Origin of the sequence: Zhouia spongiae, from assembly GCF_022760175.1 — a bacterium.
Lineage (GTDB): Bacteria > Bacteroidota > Bacteroidia > Flavobacteriales > Flavobacteriaceae > Zhouia > Zhouia spongiae.
In genome coordinates this window covers 2,914,088-2,933,059 of sequence record NZ_CP094326.1, presented here as the reverse complement: position 1 = coordinate 2,933,059, position 18,972 = coordinate 2,914,088, and the positions used below count along the sequence as shown (strand labels likewise).

Genomic DNA, 18,972 nt, shown 5'->3' with positions numbered 1-18,972 from the left:
GCAATAAAGAAAAGTTTAACAAAACTCATTACTTTTACTGTCTCTAAAAAATAAAATTATGTCTGTTGCTAAAAAAGAATACAAAAGAGTTACCGTAAAGTCGCTTGTCGATATGAAACAGCATGGAGAGAAAATTTCTATGCTTACCGCCTACGATTACAGTATGGCCAAGATGGTCGATGCTGCCGGGGTTGACGTCATATTGGTAGGAGATTCGGCAAGTAACGTAATGGCAGGACATGAAACTACGCTCCCTATCACGCTGGATCAGATGATCTATCATGCCAGTTCTGTAATCAGAGGGATAGACAGGGCTCTTGTAGTCGTAGACCTCCCTTTTGGAAGCTACCAAAGCGATCCTAAAGAAGCGCTACGTTCAGCAATACGAATAATGAAAGAAAGTGGAGCACATGCTGTAAAACTGGAAGGAGGAAGAGAAATAAAAGAGTCCATAAAACGTATTCTCAATGCGGGTATTCCGGTGATGGGACATTTAGGCCTGACTCCTCAATCTATCTATAAATTCGGCACATACACCGTTAGGGCAAAAGAGGGTGAAGAAGCTGAAAAATTAAAAGAAGATGCCAAATACCTGGAAAAAATAGGTTGCTTTGCCATCGTTCTAGAAAAAATACCGGCAAAATTAGCCAAAGAAGTTGCCGAAAGTATAAGTATTCCTGTTATTGGGATCGGAGCCGGAAACGGTGTAGACGGACAAGTTCTTGTAATCCATGACATGCTCGGGATAACACATGAATTCAGTCCGCGCTTCTTAAGACGTTATTTAAATTTATACGAAGAAATAACAGGTGCAGTATCTCAATACGTATCTGATGTAAAAAGTGCGGATTTCCCCAGCGATGATGAACAATATTGATTTTTAAGTATGTCCAAGGTTCTTTCCAACAAACATAATCTTCAGGTTCTCTATGAAGACAACCACCTTATTGTAATAAACAAAAGGGCCGGTGATATTGTACAGGGAGATAAAACCGGCGACACCCCCTTGAGTGAGGTTGTAAAAGAATATATAAAGGATAAGTATAAAAAGCCCGGGAATGTTTATTTAGGTGTGGTACATCGATTAGACCGCCCTACTACAGGGATCGTGTTATTTGCAAAAACGTCTAAAGCACTCCCCCGTTTAAATAAGATATTTGCTACCAAGGAAGCAAAAAAAATATATTGGGCCTTAGTAAAGGACTATCCTTCCAAAAAACAGGATACGCTGGTGCATTGGATGGTTAGAAACCCTAAGCAGAATAAATCATATGCCCACAAAAATGAAGTTCCGGACAGTAAAAAAGCCGTTCTGCATTATACCGTTATTAAAGAACTGAACAACTACTCCCTTCTGGAAATTGAACTTGAAACAGGAAGACACCATCAAATAAGAAGTCAGCTATCATCGATTGGGTACCCGATAAAAGGAGATCTAAAGTATGGCTTCAACAGAAGTAACCCAGATGCCGGTATCCATTTGCATGCAAGGAAATTATCATTTATTCATCCTGTAAAGAAAGAACTCTTGGAAATTGTTGCTCCTCTCCCGAACGATTCGCTTTGGAGTGCTTGTAATTCATGACATCTTTTTTGACATCCGGATTGTTCTCGAACTTTCAATAAAGACAGCGCTGAGAATTAGTATTCCTCCTATTATTGTATGCAATCCCGGTATTTCTTTTAAAAACAACATCCCGATCAATATTCCGTATATGGGCTGAACGCTGCTCATGATACTTGCCGTAGTTACACTAAAATGTTTAAAGCTCATTAAAAGCAATGTATGTCCTACTGCAGTTGTTATCAATGCTAAAAAAGCTATTGGAAGCAATTGTTCCTTTACCTGAATAAAATCAGAAAACAGTAATAAAGGACTTAGCATAGCTGTAATCACTACCAATTGATACAACATCAGAACGGACCCGTTATACCTTTCCACTTTAGGTTTCATCAGGATGTTTCTCAGAGCGTAGAAGAAGGCTGAAGTAACACCTGCCAAGACAGCTATAAAGTGATCATTTTTAAAATTTACTTCCGGAATCAGAAAATACACCCCTGTAAGCACCAGTAAAGCTAAAAGTAAATGCGATTTTTGAAATCCCGATTTTAAGATCACCGGCTCCAGAAATGAAGTTATAACCGGATACGTATAAATAGAAAGCATCCCTATGGCAACGGTAGACAGTTTTAATGCATAGAAATAAGTAACCCAGTGAATTCCGAAGAATACACCGCACAAGAGTATGACCCGAAAATCTGATCCGTACTTAATTTTAAAATCATACCCCCTGACCTTACAATAAAGAAACATAAATATCATAGACAAAATAGCCCTGAACAAGATTGTTTGTTCCGGAGCCAATACAATGTACCTGCCTAATGCTCCTGAAGTACTTATACATAATACCGCAAAATTCAGCTCTAATATGTGTTTAAAATGAAGAGGTTTTGAGATCAAACGATGAATGCTTTATTCGGTTTAAAACTGTATTATCTTATTAATAACTTGGCTTTTTCTTTTATAATTTCGCCTACTGGTTTGTTTTCTATTTTACTTTCCAGCCACGATATAATATCCAAATAAAGAAACGCTCTTCTTTCGTAAGGGTCATTTTCATATTTCTTTAGCCGGGCATGCAAGTTTTTGAATTCCCGTTTCAGTTCATGAGGATAAATATTGCCAAGTCCCCTCAGGAACTTTATTATTTCTTTTTGCACCTCGTGAAGGTCATTCATTTTCAATAAAAACTTATAAGTACTTTTAAGTTGTACTTCAAGATGATAATCCAAACCTGCTTCGTAATGGGCTACCAGACTCAAAACCCTGGAAAAACACATTAGGTCTTCGCGCATAATCAAGCTCTTGTTATCTATTATCTTCTTCAGGTAAAATATACACTTCTTATTATCCCCAACCCCGAAATACAGACATGCTAATTTGTAATAGAAAATCATTACATGATGTTCGTCTATTTTATCACTATAATCTTTCAATCCTTTTAAGATGGGTTTTTCAAGATATAATCCCTCTCCAAAAGTTCCCTCCAAAAAATGAAGGTTCAGTTTATTACTGTAGCTATATAAAAAAGAAAGCACTTCCAGATTCCCGTTTTTCGGAAAATGCTCTTCAGCCAAAGTTTCTTCCAGACGAGCTAAACTTTGCTGAAACTGAGATCTGTATTTTATATAATAAAGAGATTCCAAGAGGTAGTTACTTCCCTTAAGGAAGAATACAGGATTTAAATAGATCATGGTTTTATGTTCATAAAACAAATCGACCAGCTTACTCGCATACTTATAACAGTTCAAAAAATCCTGGGTCAGAAAACTATACCACAATTGTGCCTGGTATAACCATTGTTTTTCCCTGAAGCCTAAACTTTCTATATTACATTCCGGCATCCTTGCGTTAAAATAATTGGTAACCCAGTTGTACTCTTTATCGCTTCTTACATAACCCATTTTGAGCATAATACCATATAATTGCAATGATAAATTCGACAACTTACTGGTAATAACATTATCCTGCATAAGCTCTTTGGCCTGTACGGCCAACTCATCTGCCCTACCGCTAATACTGCGGGTTATGTATTGGGTTTCAATAACCTTTTCAAGTTCTACAATTTCAAAAGCAATTACTTTTTCTTCATTCTCAACAGCCTGTTTCTTTGCCTTGTCCAGAATTTTAAGACTTTGCCTATACAAACCCTTATGATAGAGAATCGTAGCAAAATCAAGTTGTTCCCTTAACTGGATCCTGATATTTTGATTCACCGGATTCATCCGCAAACTGGTTAATACCTGCTTATACAGGTGCGCTTTTAAATTTGATAACTGTTGTTTTTTGACAATCCCGCTTTTTAATACTTCATCTTCATCATAACTTCTCATTTTATCCAATAAATTGAAAAGCGCTAAAAATTTCGCATCAGCATTTACCCCTAACCTGTTTACATAGAGTTTAAATTGTCTTTTTTCAGATTTGGAAAGCGACTTTATTAAAACAAATAATGGTTCTTTTGAACTGCTTGTCATTGTAACAAAATAAAATATAAATTACTAATAATCAATTAATTACACATTCTTAAAACTTATTAAACATTGTAATAAAACTCAAAGAAGGGCTCGTGTTTAACACTGCAATATATATATTCGTTCCACATTAATGAAATTACTTTAAAAATTCAGTATGAGTAAAGAACAAGTCCAAATTTTCGACACAACATTAAGAGATGGAGAGCAAGTCCCGGGATGTAAGTTAAATACCGATCAAAAATTGGTTATCGCTGAAAGACTGGATCTGCTGGGGGTTGATGTGATTGAAGCAGGATTTCCAATTTCAAGTCCGGGCGACTTTACTTCGGTTACAGAAATTGCAAAGATCGTAAAGAACGCAACGGTATGTGGTCTTACGAGGGCTGTCAAAAAAGATATTGAGGTGGCCGCTGAAGCGCTAAAATACGCCAAAAAACCGAGAATTCATACAGGTATCGGTACTTCAGATTCGCATATCAAGTACAAGTTCAACAGCAATCGCGATAAAATCATTGAGAGAGCAGTTGAAGCCGTGAAATATGCCAAATCTTTTGTAGAAGATGTAGAGTTCTATGCAGAAGATGCAGGAAGAACAGACAATGAGTTTTTAGCTCAAGTATGTGAAGCTGTTATTAAAGCCGGTGCTACGGTTCTTAATATACCGGATACAACCGGTTATTGTCTGCCCGAAGAATATGGAGCCAAAATGAAATATTTAAGGGAAAATGTAAAAGGTATAGACCGCGCTATATTGTCATGTCACTGTCATAATGATCTAGGATTGGCTACCGCCAATTCAATTTCTGGTGTTGTTAACGGGGCACGCCAGATCGAATGTACCATTAACGGTATTGGTGAACGTGCCGGAAATACAGCTCTTGAGGAGGTTGTAATGATCTTGCGTCAGCACCCTTATTTAAATCTCGACACCAACATTAATGCTAAACACCTATACGAAATGAGCAGGTTGGTTTCAGAAAGTATGGCTATGCCTGTTCAGCCGAATAAAGCCATCGTAGGATCTAATGCTTTTGCTCACAGTTCCGGTATCCACCAGGATGGAGTGATTAAAAACCGTGAAACATACGAAATTATAGACCCGGCTGATGTGGGCGTTACAGAATCTGCTATCATTTTAACCGCGAGAAGCGGACGTGCAGCCTTGGCTTACAGGGCAAAAAATGTAGGATATGAATTAACTAAGTTACAACTGGATGTAGTATATCAGGAATTCCTGAAATTTGCAGATGTAAAGAAAGAAGTATTGGATGAAGACATTCATCAGATCATAGAACTTAGTAAAATAGATATTAAAGCGATTGCATAATTTAAATGGAAAAGAAGACATTATTTGATAAGGTTTGGGATTCGCATGTGGTAGACACCGTTGAAAATGGTCCACAGATCTTATATATAGATAAACATTTAATTCACGAGGTTACCAGTCCCCAAGCTTTTGCCGAATTGGAGGATCGTGGCATACAAATCTTTAGAAAAGAACAGATCGTTGCTACTGCAGATCATAATGTTCCGACTAAAGATCAGCATTTGCCTATTCAGGACCTGCTTTCAAAAAAGCAGGTAGAAATGCTTACAGAAAATTGTGAAAAACAAGGAATCACCCTTTATGGCCTGGGGCATCCTTATCAGGGAATTGTACACGTCATGGCACCTGAACTGGGAGTTACCCAACCCGGAATGACTATGGTCTGTGGCGATAGTCACACCTCTACCCACGGTGCTTTTGGTACGATAGCCTTCGGTATCGGTACCAGCCAGGTTGCCCAGGTATTTGCAAGCCAGTGTTTACTACTAAGTAAACCTAAGAGTATGCGCATTACGGTAAATGGGAAACTCAAAAATGGCGTGCTGCCTAAAGATGTTATCCTGTACATTATTGCCAAACTGGGAACCAATTCCGGTACTGGCTATTTTGTTGAATATGCAGGTGATGTCTTTAAAGATATGACCATGGAAGGCAGAATGACTGTTTGTAACATGAGTATCGAAATGGGTGCCCGGGGTGGGATGATTGCTCCTGACGAAACTACTTTTGAGTATGTGAAAGGGAAGGAATTTGCTCCAAAAGGAGATGACTTTGATAAAAAAGTTGCATACTGGAGAACACTTCCTACCGATGACGGCGCCACATTCGATAAAGAGTATGCATTTGATGCTGCCGATATAGCTCCTATGGTTACCTATGGTACCAATCCCGGAATGGGAATAAAGATAACGGATCGAATTCCTGAACTAAATGATGTTTCTTTTGAAAAATCGTTACAGTATATGGGCTTTGATAAAGGAGAAAAATTACTGGGGAAAACAATCAACTATGTATTTGTAGGTAGTTGTACCAATTCAAGAATTGAAGATTTCAGAATAGCCGCATCTTATATAAAAGGAAAGCAAAAAGCTGAGAACGTAACGGCACTTATAGTACCCGGTTCCCAGCAAGTCGCCAAACAGATAAAGAAAGAAGGGCTTCAGGAGATTTTTGAAGCTGCCGGTTTCGAAATCCGTCAGAGCGGATGTTCGGCATGTCTGGGAATGAATGAAGATAAAATCCCGGCAGGAGAGTATTGTGTATCTACTTCCAACAGGAACTTTGAAGGAAGACAGGGACCGGGAGCCAGAACCATTCTCGCCAGCCCTCTCGTTGCCGTAGCAACGGCAGTAGCAGGCAAAATTGTGGACGTAAGTAAAGAAATTGAGGAAGAAGATTTAGTTATAGCCTAAGATCATTATGGAAAAATTTGAAAAATTAACATCAAGAGCCATCCCATTACCAATTGAAAACATTGATACCGATCAGATTATTCCCGCACGTTTTCTCAAGGCTACAAATAAAGTCGGATTTGGAGAAAACCTTTTCAGGGACTGGCGATATCATAAAGATGGCAGTGCTAACGAATCTTTTGTTTTTAACAACCGACAATACAGCGGAAAGATTTTAGTTGCCGGCGATAACTTCGGATGTGGAAGCAGTAGGGAACATGCTGCCTGGGCCCTGACCGATTATGGGTTTAAGGTGGTAATATCAAGCTACTTTGCCGATATTTTTAAAGGAAATGCCCTTAACAACGGCCTGTTGCCAATACAGGTTTCACCCGAAACACTTAAAGCGGTATTTGATGCTATTGATGAAGATCATAACTCAGAACTTATTGTAAATCTGGAACAACAGACCTTTGAAGTTAAAAATACCGATATAAAAGAATCGTTCGAAATCGATCCATATAAAAAAATGTGTTTGATCAATGGATATGATGATATTGATTTTTTAGTAAGCAAACATGACAAAATTGAAGCTTTTGAAGCTTCAAGAACAATTTAAGACTTATTGTTATGAAATTAAATATAGCAGTTTTAGCAGGAGACGGAATCGGTCCGGAAGTTACAGCCCAGGCTATTAAAACTTTAAACGCAGTTGCAGAGGTATATCACCATACTTTCACTTTTAAAGAAGCTTTAGCCGGTGCTATTGCTATCGATGAAACCGGTGACCCATTGCCACAGGAAACCTTAGACTTATGTTTAGAATACGATGCGGTATTATTTGGAGCCATTGGCGACCCGAAATACGATAACGATCCATCGGCAAAAGTCCGTCCTGAACAAGGCTTATTGAAACTGAGAAAATCACTAGGCCTGTATACAAACATCCGCCCTATTAAGGCATACCCGACTTTAATAGATAAATCTCCGTTAAAAAGAGACAGAATAGAAGGTACAGATCTTACTATTTACAGGGAGTTAACCGGCGGGATCTATTTTGGAGAGAAAAAGCTGAACAAAGAAGGTACAATAGCATCCGATCTTTGTGAATATTCCGAAAAGGAAATTGAACGCATAGCACACCTGGCCTTTAAGGCTGCCAGGAGCAGAAAAAAGAAATTAACTCTCGTAGATAAAGCCAATGTTCTGGAAACATCCAGATTATGGAGAAAAATTGTTACAAATATTGGCAAAAGCTATGAAGATGTTGAATTAGACTATCTTTTTGTGGATAATGCGGCAATGCAGTTAATTTTAAATCCAAGTCAGTTTGATGTCATCCTGACCGAAAATATGTTTGGTGATATCATATCAGACGAAGGTAGCGTGATAGGTGGATCTATCGGCTTATTGGCTTCTGCTTCCGTCGGTGATGAAAATGCAATGTTTGAACCTATTCATGGTTCTTTCCCGCAAGCAAAGGGAAAAAATATAGCAAACCCGGTTGCCTCCATTTTATCAGCAGCAATGTTGCTGGAACATTTTGGATTGAATGAAGAAGCAAAAGCAATTAATAAAGCGGTAGACAAATCGCTAGAATTAAATATAGTTACAACCGACCTTAACCCGGACAGTCAGTATGGAACTGAACAAGTAGGCGATTTTATTGCAGATTATATTTCAAATGCTGAGGAAATTATCAACTACAATCAGGAAAACATTAATTACGGACAGTCCACCATTATTTAAATTAAGACCATTAATCAACCAATTCTCTATTCATTAAATTTGATTAGTTTTTAGTGTGTGTTAAACCTCCGCTCTCACCTTTAGAGTGGGGGTTTTCTTTTTTTAACATATTCTTTTTTAGTCTGCCTCTCTCTTTTTATCGATTTTTGAAGGCGCTTAATCTGTTTAATTGAAGCTTAATTTATTCAATTTCATAAATTTAAGTATCGTCATAACCATAAGAATAACAGAGAACAACACCTACTGCCCTACCCCAACTCAACCGCATAAGACCCACCGTATCAGTCGGTTATATTTAAACGAGCTTGTTGTAATCAGGTCGTTTAAAAGTGTTTTAAGAGCCTGAACATAAAAAACAAGAGTTATGAACACTACAATTACAACACAAAAAGGCAAAACTTCAATAAACAGAATGAACAATTTTTTAAAGTGGTATCTAAAAATCCAAAATGTCAATCCCATTACCAATGAAAAGTTTGATACCATTATGCAAAAAATGAAAAATCAGGGATAAAAGAATCCTCGGTATAACAAGAGCTGTTACCTTTTCTCAAACATGAGATATGACTTCTTATGGATCATCATTTATACCGATTAATCGGATTTAAAGAACCATTTACCCCCTAAGATTCATCACATCAGATATTTAATCTATTTTTCATCAACAAATTACCTAAAAACATTAAAGTATGATAGCAAATTTACTCCCGACAAAATTCTTTAGGCAAAGAATAAAACCTGAATTCAATTGTGGCGATATCGTTAATATTCACTTTTCTAATGCAGTCATTAAAGCACATATCAAAAGGATTAATAATGATGTATGTGTATTTAAAAGAGTTAAACTGGATGATGAGGGTGAATTGATGCACGATGTAAAAGAATATATTGTAAAAATCAAAGAAGTACAGATAGAACCTGCTTCCTTATTCTAAGAAAATTTAGATTGCCCGCAATCACTCATAACATATTGTTACTTCGAGCGTAATCGAAACGTTATTATAAAGTGTAGGCCTTATAGCTGTGTCATGAACTTTCAATATCAGTAATGCCCGTCCTGATATTGAGATTGCCTTATATGGCAGATTCTTTAATTAGTATTAGTCTTTATGCCATATTCTGCAACCATAATACTTCCCTTGGCACCTAGGCCAGGAAAACAGTTCTTTATGTCTACAGAAAAAAACTACCAATATTGTATTTTTGTCATCTAAATACAATTTAATGTACCGAAAACTGGCTCTTATTATACTTCTCATATTCTCTGAACTTCTTCAAGCCCAAATCAAACAAGCAGAAGATTATTCAGATACCCTTCATGTAACCGAAAGAGCAGAAAATTACTTAAATCTGATATTATCGTATTACCGGCAAGGTAATTACAAACTTCATAAAGTATACAGCGATTCTTTATACACTATTTCTAAAAAAAACAATCTCACAGCTTTGCAGGTAAAAGCCATGGTTAATCAGGCCATAAATTTAAACATGCAAACAAAATATCTGGAAGCCATAGAGTTATATCGGGATGCATTGGTTGTAGCCAGGAAAATACCTGATGATAAACAAGCCGAAACAGTCGTCTTGGTGAATCTGGGAAACATATACAACAATGTTGAGCTTTATGAAAAAAGTATAGAAACCATGAATCTGGTTTTAAAACAAGCCGACAAGACCGAGAAACCAAACTTAATAAAAGTAGCTGCACTAAGTGGTTTGTCAATAAGTTACTCCGCTATGAACGACGAAAAAAAAGCTTTGCTTTATGCGCTTCAGGTTAAAGAAATTGGAGAAAAAACAGGCAATGAAAATGTTATCCTCACATCATTAAACCATATTAGTAATTCATACTATAAACTGGGAGATTACCAAAAATCTATTGAAACGGCTAAAAAAGCCACAACGTATAAAGCCTATGAAAAGAATGTAAGAGTAAAGGCCTGGCTTTTGGTCAATCTGGGGGTTGCCAATTTTAAGTTGAATAACCATACAGAAGCAGAACAATACCTGCAACAATCTTTGAGTATTGCCTCAGAACAAAGCATTCTTGAAATTGAAATGACATGTTATGAATATTTATCTAAAGTATATAAAGAACAGAACAAAGGGAAAGCATTCGCTGATGCCGAGAAAAAGTACAATGAAGTTCGTATAAATTTCCTTGACAATCAAAAAGAAGCTATAACAGACGAATTAAAAGCAGAAATAGAACATAAGGATCAGAAAATTTTCGCTCAGGAAAAAGCTGTAGCGAACCTTTCCAAACAACAAAAAAATGCGGCCTGGCTCAGTTTATTATTTATAACCGGATGCGGAATATTATTTTGGACCTATTCGAAGCAGAATAAACAGAAAAGGAATATAGCAGCCACTGAACCTAAAGTAGAGAAGCTATTTAATAAAGAATCGGAAAAATATAAGAATTCATCATTATCAGAAGAAAGCAGAAGGCTTTACAAAAAGAAGATTTTAGAAATGATGAATGTGGAAAAAATATATTTAAACCATGATCTGAATCAAACCGATTTTGCTAAAAGATTAGGGGTAAGCAGTCATCATTTATCAGAAACATTACATTACGGATTCAACAAGAACTTTTATCAGTTGATTAACTCATATAGGATAAAAGAAGCCAAAGAGATTCTGGCTCTTTCCATAAATAAAGATATCAAAATACTTGCTGTAGCATTCGATTCGGGATTTAAAAGTAAAACAACTTTTAACCGCGTATTTAAAGAACAGACAGGTTACACCCCCAGCGAATACCGAAAAAAAGCCACCAAATAAGGTTCCACTCTTTAGAATGATACTCCTAAAATGGCTAACAGTTATACCTTGCACCACCCATTACAAGTAACATATCCATTTACTATTGAGCAACAACCATAAATTGAATACAAAAAAGTGATTTCTTGAATGGGATAATATCATGTCTATAAATGCTGACAAAGCATTTAAGCAATAGTTTACCGTTGCTTATTTTCTTGCAGTTGTTTATCAAAATGATACCATAAAGAAAGCATAGAAAATTGTATTAAAAGTATGAGCGAATCAACTAGTAAATTTATAAAGAACTGTTTTACTTTTCTTTTTTTTGTTTTTAGTGGTCAATTATCTTCACAATCATTTACTACATTATGGAACACAACAAACATAAGTAGCGGTTCTTCTGCTGTTAATGAAATAACTATACCAACCAATCCTGCATACACTTATTCTTATACTGTTGATTGGGGCGATGGGAATATAGATTCAAATGTAACAGGAGACATTACCCATACCTATGCTTCACAAGGAACTTATACTGTTAAAATAGATGGTACGTTTCCTGCAATCTACTTTAACAATGCAGGAGATGTCAATAAAATTATTGAAATATTGTCTTGGGGTACTATTCAATGGCAAAGTATGGAAAATGCATTCTACGGATGTGAAAACATAAATTTTGATGCTATTACTCCACCAGATTTAAGTCAAGTTACTAGCCTACAAAATGCTTTTAGAGATTGTTCATTGTTTAATGGTATTATGAACGATTGGGATGTGAGTACTATAACTAATATATCAGGGTTATTTATGAATTGTGAAGTCTTTAATAGACCATTAGATCAATGGAATACTATCGGAATTACTGATATGTCATATACGTTTCATCATGCGATAATTTTCAACGAACCGTTAGATAACTGGAACACTTCATCAGTTACTACCCTACAATACTTTTTGTCTGAAGCATCAAGTTTTAATCAAAATATTAATAATTGGAATACCTCCAATGTAACCAATATGAATGGCGCATTCAGGTATACCAATAATTATAATCAACCTATGAATAATTGGGATGTAAGTAATGTTACCGATATGACTAGTACATTTCAAGGGTCAGGTTTTAACAACTCAATTAATAATTGGGATGTAAGTAATGTTACAACAATGATGGGAATGTTTAGTCAATCTAAATTCAACCAACCTATAAATTCGTGGAATGTTAGTAATGTTATTGATATGTCAAAACTGTTTTTTAGAAACAGAACCTTTAATCAGCCTTTAAATAATTGGGATGTAAGTAATGTTACAAATATGTCTAGCATGTTTGATGGATGGGCATGGGATGCTGTATTCAATCAACCTCTAAACAGCTGGAACGTAAGCAGTGTTACTGATATGAGTTTCATGTTTAGAGAAAACTCAGCATTTAATCAAGATATCAGTTCATGGAACGTGAGTAATGTTATTAATATGGAGAGTATGTTTGAAGAGGCTACGGAGTTTAATCAAGACATCAGTTCGTGGAATGTCAGTAATGTTACGAATATGGAAAGTATGTTTCAGGAAACAGAAGTCTTCGATCAGCCTTTGAGCTCATGGAATGTAGGTAGTGTTACAAACATGCGCAGTATGTTTCAACAAACACAAGCTTTTAATCAGCCTTTAAATAATTGGAATGTGAGTAATGCTGTCAACTTTCAAAACATGTTTGACAGGGCGCTTCTTTTCAATCAGGACATAAGTACTTGGGTAATTGCATCAGGAAATAATATGTCTAATATGTTTAATCAAGCGAGCGCTTTTAACCAAAATATCGGAACCTGGGATATATCCGGAGTAACAAATATGACAAATATGTTGTCAAATAGTGGTATTTCTCAAGAAAACTATGACAACATCCTTATAGCTTGGAGCGCTCAAGCAGTTCAAAATAATGTTAATTTAGGGGCGACGAATCTTAATTATTGTGATGCTTTAAGCCAAAGACAAAATTTAATTGATAATAATGGTTGGACTATATCAGGAGACATTGTAAACTGTTCTTATGTATTGTGTACTCAAATAACAATGCCACAAGCAGGTGACACCAATGTGCCTGCAAACAGTGATATTCGTTGGAATCCAGCTCCTAATGCTACCGGATACAGAATTAGTGTACGAAGAGAAAATGGAGCGACTTCACAAGTTATATATAATAATGAAGATGTAGGAAATGTTGTAGGAGTAGATTTTACTAATGAATTTATTCCGGGCGATACTGTATATGTAACCGTTGTTCCGTATAACGCTGAAGGACCAGCAACAGGTTGCCAAGAAATTAGTTTTACAGTTGTTGCAAGTTGGGTAAATAGCCCAGACACTTTTAAACTTACCTATGATACGACGCTTCAAAGATCTTATGGAACTACTTCTGGACCTAATCAGCTAGAAATAGAAACAAAAGCAGGCCAAACTTATAATTACTCTATAGATTGGGGAGATGGACAATATAATAATAATGTTACAGAAGATATAACCCATACTTATTTAGTACCCGGTGTTTATACCGTAAGTATAATTGGTACATTTCCAGCACCAAAACATGAAGAATCTTCCGGGGATTCATACAAACTACTTTCAATAGATCAATGGGGTACCCAAGTTTGGCAAAGTATGGAAGGAGCATTTTCTGGATGTGAAAATATGGAATATAATGCTACAGATGTTCCTAACCTTACTAATGTTACTAATATGGGAAGAATGTTTATTGCCTGTAAAAACTTTAACGGTAATATTAATAATTGGGATGTAAGCAATGTAACCAATATGTACGGTATGTTTGGTGCAGCATCAATTTTTAATCAACCGCTTGATAATTGGGATGTAAGTAATGTAACTAATATGAACTTTATGTTTGCAAGGACATCAGAGTTTAATCAAAATATAGGAGGCTGGGACACAGGAAGTGTTACCGATATGAGCAGAATGTTTCAGAGTGCAGAAGTATTTGATCAACCACTTAATAACTGGGATGTCAGCAGTGTTACCGATATGAGCAGAATGTTTGAAAGAGCAGAAGCATTTAATGAACCACTTAATAATTGGGATGTAAGTAATGTTACTAATATGTCTGAAATGTTTAATGGTTTTATTTCAAACATGGCTTTTAACCAAAATATTGATAATTGGAATGTAAGTAATGTTACAGATATGTCTGAAATGTTCCAGAGATGTGTTGATTTTAATCAACCTTTAAACTCATGGAATGTAGGTGCTGTTACAAACATGACTTCAATGTTTGAAGGCGCTTCTTCTTTTAATCAAGCCCTAAGTAATTGGAATGTATCTTCAGTAACCAACATGCAGAGCATGTTTCAGAGTGCTAGCGACTTTAATCAAACTATAAATAGTTGGAATGTAACCAATGTAACGGACATGAGTTTAATGTTTTACAATGCTCAAATGTTTAACCAACCGTTAAATTCTTGGGATGTAAACTCAGTAGTTAATATGTCAGGTATGTTCCGAAGAGCAGAAGCATTTAATCAGCCATTAAACTCTTGGGATGTAAGTGCTGTTGCTAATATGAGCCAGATGTTTCAAGAAGCCACAGTTTTCAACCAACCATTAAATTCTTGGAATGTAAGTTCAGTAACCTTAATGCCTTCGATGTTTGAAGAAGCTGTTGCTTTTAATAGTCCGTTGGAAAACTGGAATGTTTCTGTGGTAACAAACTTTGAAGCCATGTTTAAAAATGCAGAAATATTTAACCAACCCTTAGGGAATTGGAATACAGGCGAAGCACAAACGATGGCTGAAATGTTTCATGGAGCGTCTGCATTTAATCAAGATATTAATAATTGGAATGTATCTTTTGTAACTACCATGCAAGAAATGTTTCGAGGAGCAACGTCTTTTAATAGACCGTTAGATTCATGGAATGTCGCATCGGTAACTAATATGCAAGGCATGTTTCAAACAGCAATAGTCTTTGATGGTGCTATGGGAAGTTGGAATATCAGGAGAGTAACCACCATGCAAGATATGTTTAATGGTGCAACAAACTTTAATCAACCAATGAATAATTGGAGGCCAACAGCAGTAACGAACATGGATAGAATGTTTCAAGGAGCAAGTTTGTTTAATCAACCTTTAAACCAATGGTTATTAAATACGGTATCGATGAACGCTATGTTTAATAACGCTACAGCTTTTAATCAAGATTTAGGTGATTGGAATATTAGTGGTGTAACTAACATGCAGAACATGCTAGATAATACAGCTCTTACTAGAGTAAATTACGACAATACGCTTATTGCATGGTCTGAACAAACACTAACACCTGGAATAAATCTAGGAGCTAACACTCTTCCCTATTGTGATGCTGTAGAGGAAAGGCAATCAATGATGGATAATTTTGGATGGTCTTTTACAGGTGATGTCTTAGATTGTCCTATTCCAGAATGTACACAGTTAATAGCGCCTTTAAATGGAGCAACAGATGTTCCTGTAAATACCAATTTAACTTGGGAATCTGTTTTGTATGCACGTGAATATGCTTTAACAATTAGAATTGAACCTTCAGGAACCATAATAAACGAAACTGTTGTAAATGCCACCACTTATGAATTTGCTACAGATTTTTCAGGAGGAGAAACAGTTTATGTTACTATTGTACCTTCAAACGAAAACGGAGATGCGGTAGGACCTTGTACAGAAGAAAGCTTTACGGTGTCTACAACTCCATCAACAGTACCAGATTGTACCAACTTAACCTTACCACTTGCTGGTGCTACAGATATATCTGTAAGTACAAATTTAGAATGGAATGTTATAAGTAATGCAGATGGGTACAGACTTACAGTGGGAACTACTTCAGGAGGAACAGATATTCTTAATCATGTTGATGTTGGCAATAATACAACATATAGTTTATCAGCAGATTTACCAGAAGATACCGATGTTTTTGTAACTATAACTCCTTATAACGATGAAGGAGAAGCAATAAATTGTGGAGAAGAATCTTTTAAAACAGAGTTTATTCCAGTGCCACCTACTTGTACAAGCTTAGTGAATCCAATAAACGGAGCAACCAATGTTCCGGTAGACACCAACCTTTCTTGGAATATGGTTGCCGATGCTACAGGATATTTAATAAGTGTGGGAACTACTCAAGGAGGTATAGAGGTTGTGAACAGTATTGATGTAGGAAACATAACAACTTATAGTTTCACTCAAGACTTACAAGAAAACAGAAGATATTATGTTCGAATAATTCCATACAATAATGAAGGAGATGCTATTGGCTGTTCAGAAGAAAGCTTTGTTACAGGGACAGCACCTATTAATGTCCCAAGCTGTACATCCATTATAAGTCCTGCTAATGGAACAACCGACGTCAGTATCAATACTAACATCACCTGGGATGCTGTTGCCCATGCAGACGGATACTATATTTCTATCGGAACTAATCCCGGCGGGAACGATATCGTTAACAACGAAGCGGTAACAACTACCAGTTACAGCCTTGCAGACGAGCTTCCGGAAAATACAACAATCCATGTCTCCGTAATTCCATATAATTCCACAGGAAGTGCTATTGGCTGTTCGGAAATTAGTTTTACTACGGAAATAGTACCAACCGCACCGAATTGTACCACAATTACAGTTCCAAGTGATGGAGGAACTAATGTAGCAGTGGATACAAATATTACTTGGAATACTGTTTCTGATGCCGATGGGTATTATATATCAATCGGAACAACTTCAGGTGGAACCGATATTGTGAACAACGAATCAGTAGTAGGAACGAGCTATACTTTAGCTAGTGATTTACCAGAGAACACAACAATTTATGTCTCGGTAATTCCATATAATTCCACAGGAAGTGCTACAGGATGTTCTGAAATTAGCTTTACTACGGAAATAGTACCAACCGCACCGAGTTGTACCACAATTACAGTTCCAAGTAATGGAGCAACGAATGTTAGTGTTAGTACAGGAATTAGTTGGAACACTGTTTCTGATGCCGATGGGTATTATATATCAATCGGAACTACTTCAGGTGGAACCGATATTGTGAACAACGAATCAGTAGTAGGAACGAGCTATACTTTAGCTAGTGATTTACCAGAGAACACAACAATTTATGTCTCGGTAATTCCATATAATTCCACAGGAAGTGCCACAGGATGTTCGGAAATTAGTTTTACTACGGAAACTATAGCCACTGCTCCTGATTGTACATCCATCATAAGTCCTGCTAATGGAGCAACCGACATCAGTATCAGTACCGATATTAGCTGGGATGCTGTTGCCCATGCAGACGGATATTATATTACTATCGGAACCAATCCCGGTGGAACAGATATCGTTAACAACGAATCAGTAGTAGGAACGAGCTATGCACCTACTAACGATTTTCCGGAAAATACAACAATCCATGTCTCGGTAATTCCATATAATTCCACAGGAAGTGCCACAGGATGTTCTGAAATTAGCTTTACTACGGAAATAGTACCAACCGCACCGAATTGTACCACAATTACAGTTCCAAGTAATGGAGCAACGAATGTTAGTGTTAGTACAGGAATTAGTTGGAACACTGTTTCTGATGCCGATGGATATTATATATCAATCGGAACTACTTCAGGCGGAACCGATATTGTGAACAACGAATCAGTAGTAGGAACGAGCTATACTTTAGCTAGTAATTTACCAGAGAACACAACAATTTATGTCTCGGTAATTCCATATAATTCCACAGGAAGTGCTATTGGTTGTTCTGAGATTAGTTTTACTACGGAAACTACAGCCACGGCTCCTGATTGTACATCTATTATAAGTCCTGTTAATGGAACAACCGACGTCAGTATCAGTACCGATATTAGCTGGGATGCTGTAGCCGATGCAGACGGATATTATATTACTATCGGAACCAATCCGGGTGGAACAGATATCGTTAACAACGAAGCGGTAACGGCTACAACATATAAGCCGACCATAAACTTACCTGAGAATTCAACTGTTTATGTGTCTCTATTACCATATGGGCTGGGGGGCCTAGCAACGGGCTGTGGTGAGATTAGTTTCACCACAGAAGCCGTTGCAGTTATTCCTGACTGTGCTACAATCATAAGTCCGGCAAACGGAGCAACCGACGTCAGTATCAATACTAACATCACCTGGGATGCTGTAGCCCATGCAGACGGATATTATATTACTATCGGAACCAATCCAGGCGGGAACGATATCGTTAACAACGAATCCGTAACAACTACCAGTTACAGCCTTGCAGACGAGCTTCCGGAAAATACAACAATCCATGTCTCGGTAATTCCATACAATGCCTTTGGAAACGCCACAGGATGTACAGGTATCAGCTTTGCTACAGAAATGGATAGTTCAATCAAAACCAAATATGGTTTTTCACCAAACGGAGATGGTATCAACGATTTCTGGGAGATCAAGGGTATTGAAAATTATCCGGACAACAAAGTTTCCGTATATAACCGATGGGGAGATCTTGTCTTTCAAACTGACAGATACGATAACCGGGCAAATATTTTCACCGGTGTAGCTAATAAGCATACTAAAATCGGTGGTGGAAAACTTCCTGCCGGAACCTATTTCTTTCAGATACAGGTCTCAAATGGAAATATCGCAACAAATACGAAAGGGTTCCTGGTTATAAAACGATAAGGAGAAATGAGCCTCCAC

General features: G+C 36.8%; 12 protein-coding genes. 10 read left to right on the top strand and 2 right to left on the bottom strand.

Annotated elements, in window-relative coordinates; translation table 11 throughout:
- Nucleotides 1–58 precede the first annotated feature (58 nt).
- Nucleotides 59–877 (top strand): 3-methyl-2-oxobutanoate hydroxymethyltransferase, encoded by an 819-nt coding sequence (panB, locus tag MQE36_RS12700; protein WP_242936353.1) that lies wholly within the window; start codon nt 59–61, stop codon nt 875–877.
- A 9-nt stretch (nt 878–886) separates the two neighbouring features.
- Nucleotides 887–1,585, top strand: coding sequence for an RluA family pseudouridine synthase (locus tag MQE36_RS12695; protein ID WP_242936352.1), 699 nt, complete (start codon nt 887–889; stop codon nt 1,583–1,585).
- On the opposite strand, the gene MQE36_RS12690 is transcribed toward MQE36_RS12695, so the two are convergent.
- Both MQE36_RS12690 and MQE36_RS12685 read right to left on the bottom strand, forming a co-directional pair.
- Nucleotides 1,580–2,461: a DMT family transporter gene (locus MQE36_RS12690; RefSeq protein ID WP_242936351.1), complete on the bottom strand. Its 882-nt coding sequence runs from the start codon at nt 2,459–2,461 to the stop codon at nt 1,580–1,582. The genes MQE36_RS12695 and MQE36_RS12690 overlap by 6 nt on opposite strands.
- A 32-nt stretch (nt 2,462–2,493) precedes the next feature.
- A complete protein-coding gene (locus tag MQE36_RS12685; RefSeq protein ID WP_242936350.1) occupies nt 2,494–4,038 on the bottom strand; it encodes a hypothetical protein in 1,545 nt (514 codons plus the stop codon).
- Nucleotides 4,039–4,192: 154 nt separating this feature from the next.
- On the opposite strand from MQE36_RS12685, the gene MQE36_RS12680 reads away from it, so the two are divergent.
- The 8 genes from MQE36_RS12680 to MQE36_RS12645 all read left to right on the top strand — a co-directional run bounded on the left by MQE36_RS12680 (nt 4,193) and on the right by MQE36_RS12645 (nt 18,954).
- Nucleotides 4,193–5,365 (top strand): 2-isopropylmalate synthase, encoded by a 1,173-nt coding sequence (locus tag MQE36_RS12680; RefSeq protein WP_242936349.1) that lies wholly within the window; start codon nt 4,193–4,195, stop codon nt 5,363–5,365.
- A gap of 5 nt (nt 5,366–5,370) precedes the next feature.
- Complete coding sequence (gene leuC / locus MQE36_RS12675) at nt 5,371–6,777, top strand: 3-isopropylmalate dehydratase large subunit (RefSeq protein WP_242936348.1); 1,407 nt, start codon at nt 5,371–5,373, stop codon at nt 6,775–6,777.
- Nucleotides 6,778–6,784: 7 nt separating this feature from the next.
- Nucleotides 6,785–7,375: a 3-isopropylmalate dehydratase small subunit gene (gene leuD, locus MQE36_RS12670; protein WP_242936347.1), complete on the top strand. Its 591-nt coding sequence runs from the start codon at nt 6,785–6,787 to the stop codon at nt 7,373–7,375.
- Between the two features lie 11 nt (nt 7,376–7,386).
- Nucleotides 7,387–8,505 carry a 3-isopropylmalate dehydrogenase gene (gene leuB / locus MQE36_RS12665; protein ID WP_242936346.1) on the top strand — a complete coding sequence of 373 codons (1,119 nt, stop codon included), beginning with the start codon at nt 7,387–7,389 and terminating at the stop codon, nt 8,503–8,505.
- 364 nt (nt 8,506–8,869) lie between these two features.
- Complete coding sequence (locus MQE36_RS12660; RefSeq protein ID WP_242936345.1) at nt 8,870–9,019, top strand: hypothetical protein; 150 nt, start codon at nt 8,870–8,872, stop codon at nt 9,017–9,019.
- A gap of 175 nt (nt 9,020–9,194) precedes the next feature.
- Nucleotides 9,195–9,440: a hypothetical protein gene (locus MQE36_RS12655; protein WP_242936344.1), complete on the top strand. Its 246-nt coding sequence runs from the start codon at nt 9,195–9,197 to the stop codon at nt 9,438–9,440.
- A 289-nt stretch (nt 9,441–9,729) separates the two neighbouring features.
- The gene (locus MQE36_RS12650) at nt 9,730–11,292 is read left to right on the top strand and encodes an AraC family transcriptional regulator (RefSeq protein WP_242936343.1); all 1,563 of its coding nucleotides are present in this window, start codon (nt 9,730–9,732) and stop codon (nt 11,290–11,292) included.
- Between the two features lie 255 nt (nt 11,293–11,547).
- The gene (locus MQE36_RS12645) at nt 11,548–18,954 is read left to right on the top strand and encodes a BspA family leucine-rich repeat surface protein (protein ID WP_242936342.1); all 7,407 of its coding nucleotides are present in this window, start codon (nt 11,548–11,550) and stop codon (nt 18,952–18,954) included.
- The last annotated feature ends 18 nt before the right edge of the window (nt 18,955–18,972 follow it).

What these genes read in the sequence shown, in the direction of transcription:
- leuD (WP_242936347.1), top strand. Translation starts at nt 6,785, where the DNA reads ATGGAAAAATTTGAAAAATTAACATCAAGAGCCATCCCATTACCAATT.
- leuC (WP_242936348.1), top strand. Translation starts at nt 5,371, where the DNA reads ATGGAAAAGAAGACATTATTTGATAAGGTTTGGGATTCGCATGTGGTA.
- MQE36_RS12680 (WP_242936349.1), top strand. Translation starts at nt 4,193, where the DNA reads ATGAGTAAAGAACAAGTCCAAATTTTCGACACAACATTAAGAGATGGA.
- MQE36_RS12660 (WP_242936345.1), top strand. Translation starts at nt 8,870, where the DNA reads ATGAACACTACAATTACAACACAAAAAGGCAAAACTTCAATAAACAGA.
- leuB (WP_242936346.1), top strand. Translation starts at nt 7,387, where the DNA reads ATGAAATTAAATATAGCAGTTTTAGCAGGAGACGGAATCGGTCCGGAA.
- MQE36_RS12655 (WP_242936344.1), top strand. Translation starts at nt 9,195, where the DNA reads ATGATAGCAAATTTACTCCCGACAAAATTCTTTAGGCAAAGAATAAAA.
- MQE36_RS12685 (WP_242936350.1), bottom strand. Translation starts at nt 4,038, where the DNA reads ATGACAAGCAGTTCAAAAGAACCATTATTTGTTTTAATAAAGTCGCTT.
- MQE36_RS12645 (WP_242936342.1), top strand. Translation starts at nt 11,548, where the DNA reads ATGAGCGAATCAACTAGTAAATTTATAAAGAACTGTTTTACTTTTCTT.
- MQE36_RS12650 (WP_242936343.1), top strand. Translation starts at nt 9,730, where the DNA reads ATGTACCGAAAACTGGCTCTTATTATACTTCTCATATTCTCTGAACTT.
- MQE36_RS12695 (WP_242936352.1), top strand. Translation starts at nt 887, where the DNA reads ATGTCCAAGGTTCTTTCCAACAAACATAATCTTCAGGTTCTCTATGAA.
- panB (WP_242936353.1), top strand. Translation starts at nt 59, where the DNA reads ATGTCTGTTGCTAAAAAAGAATACAAAAGAGTTACCGTAAAGTCGCTT.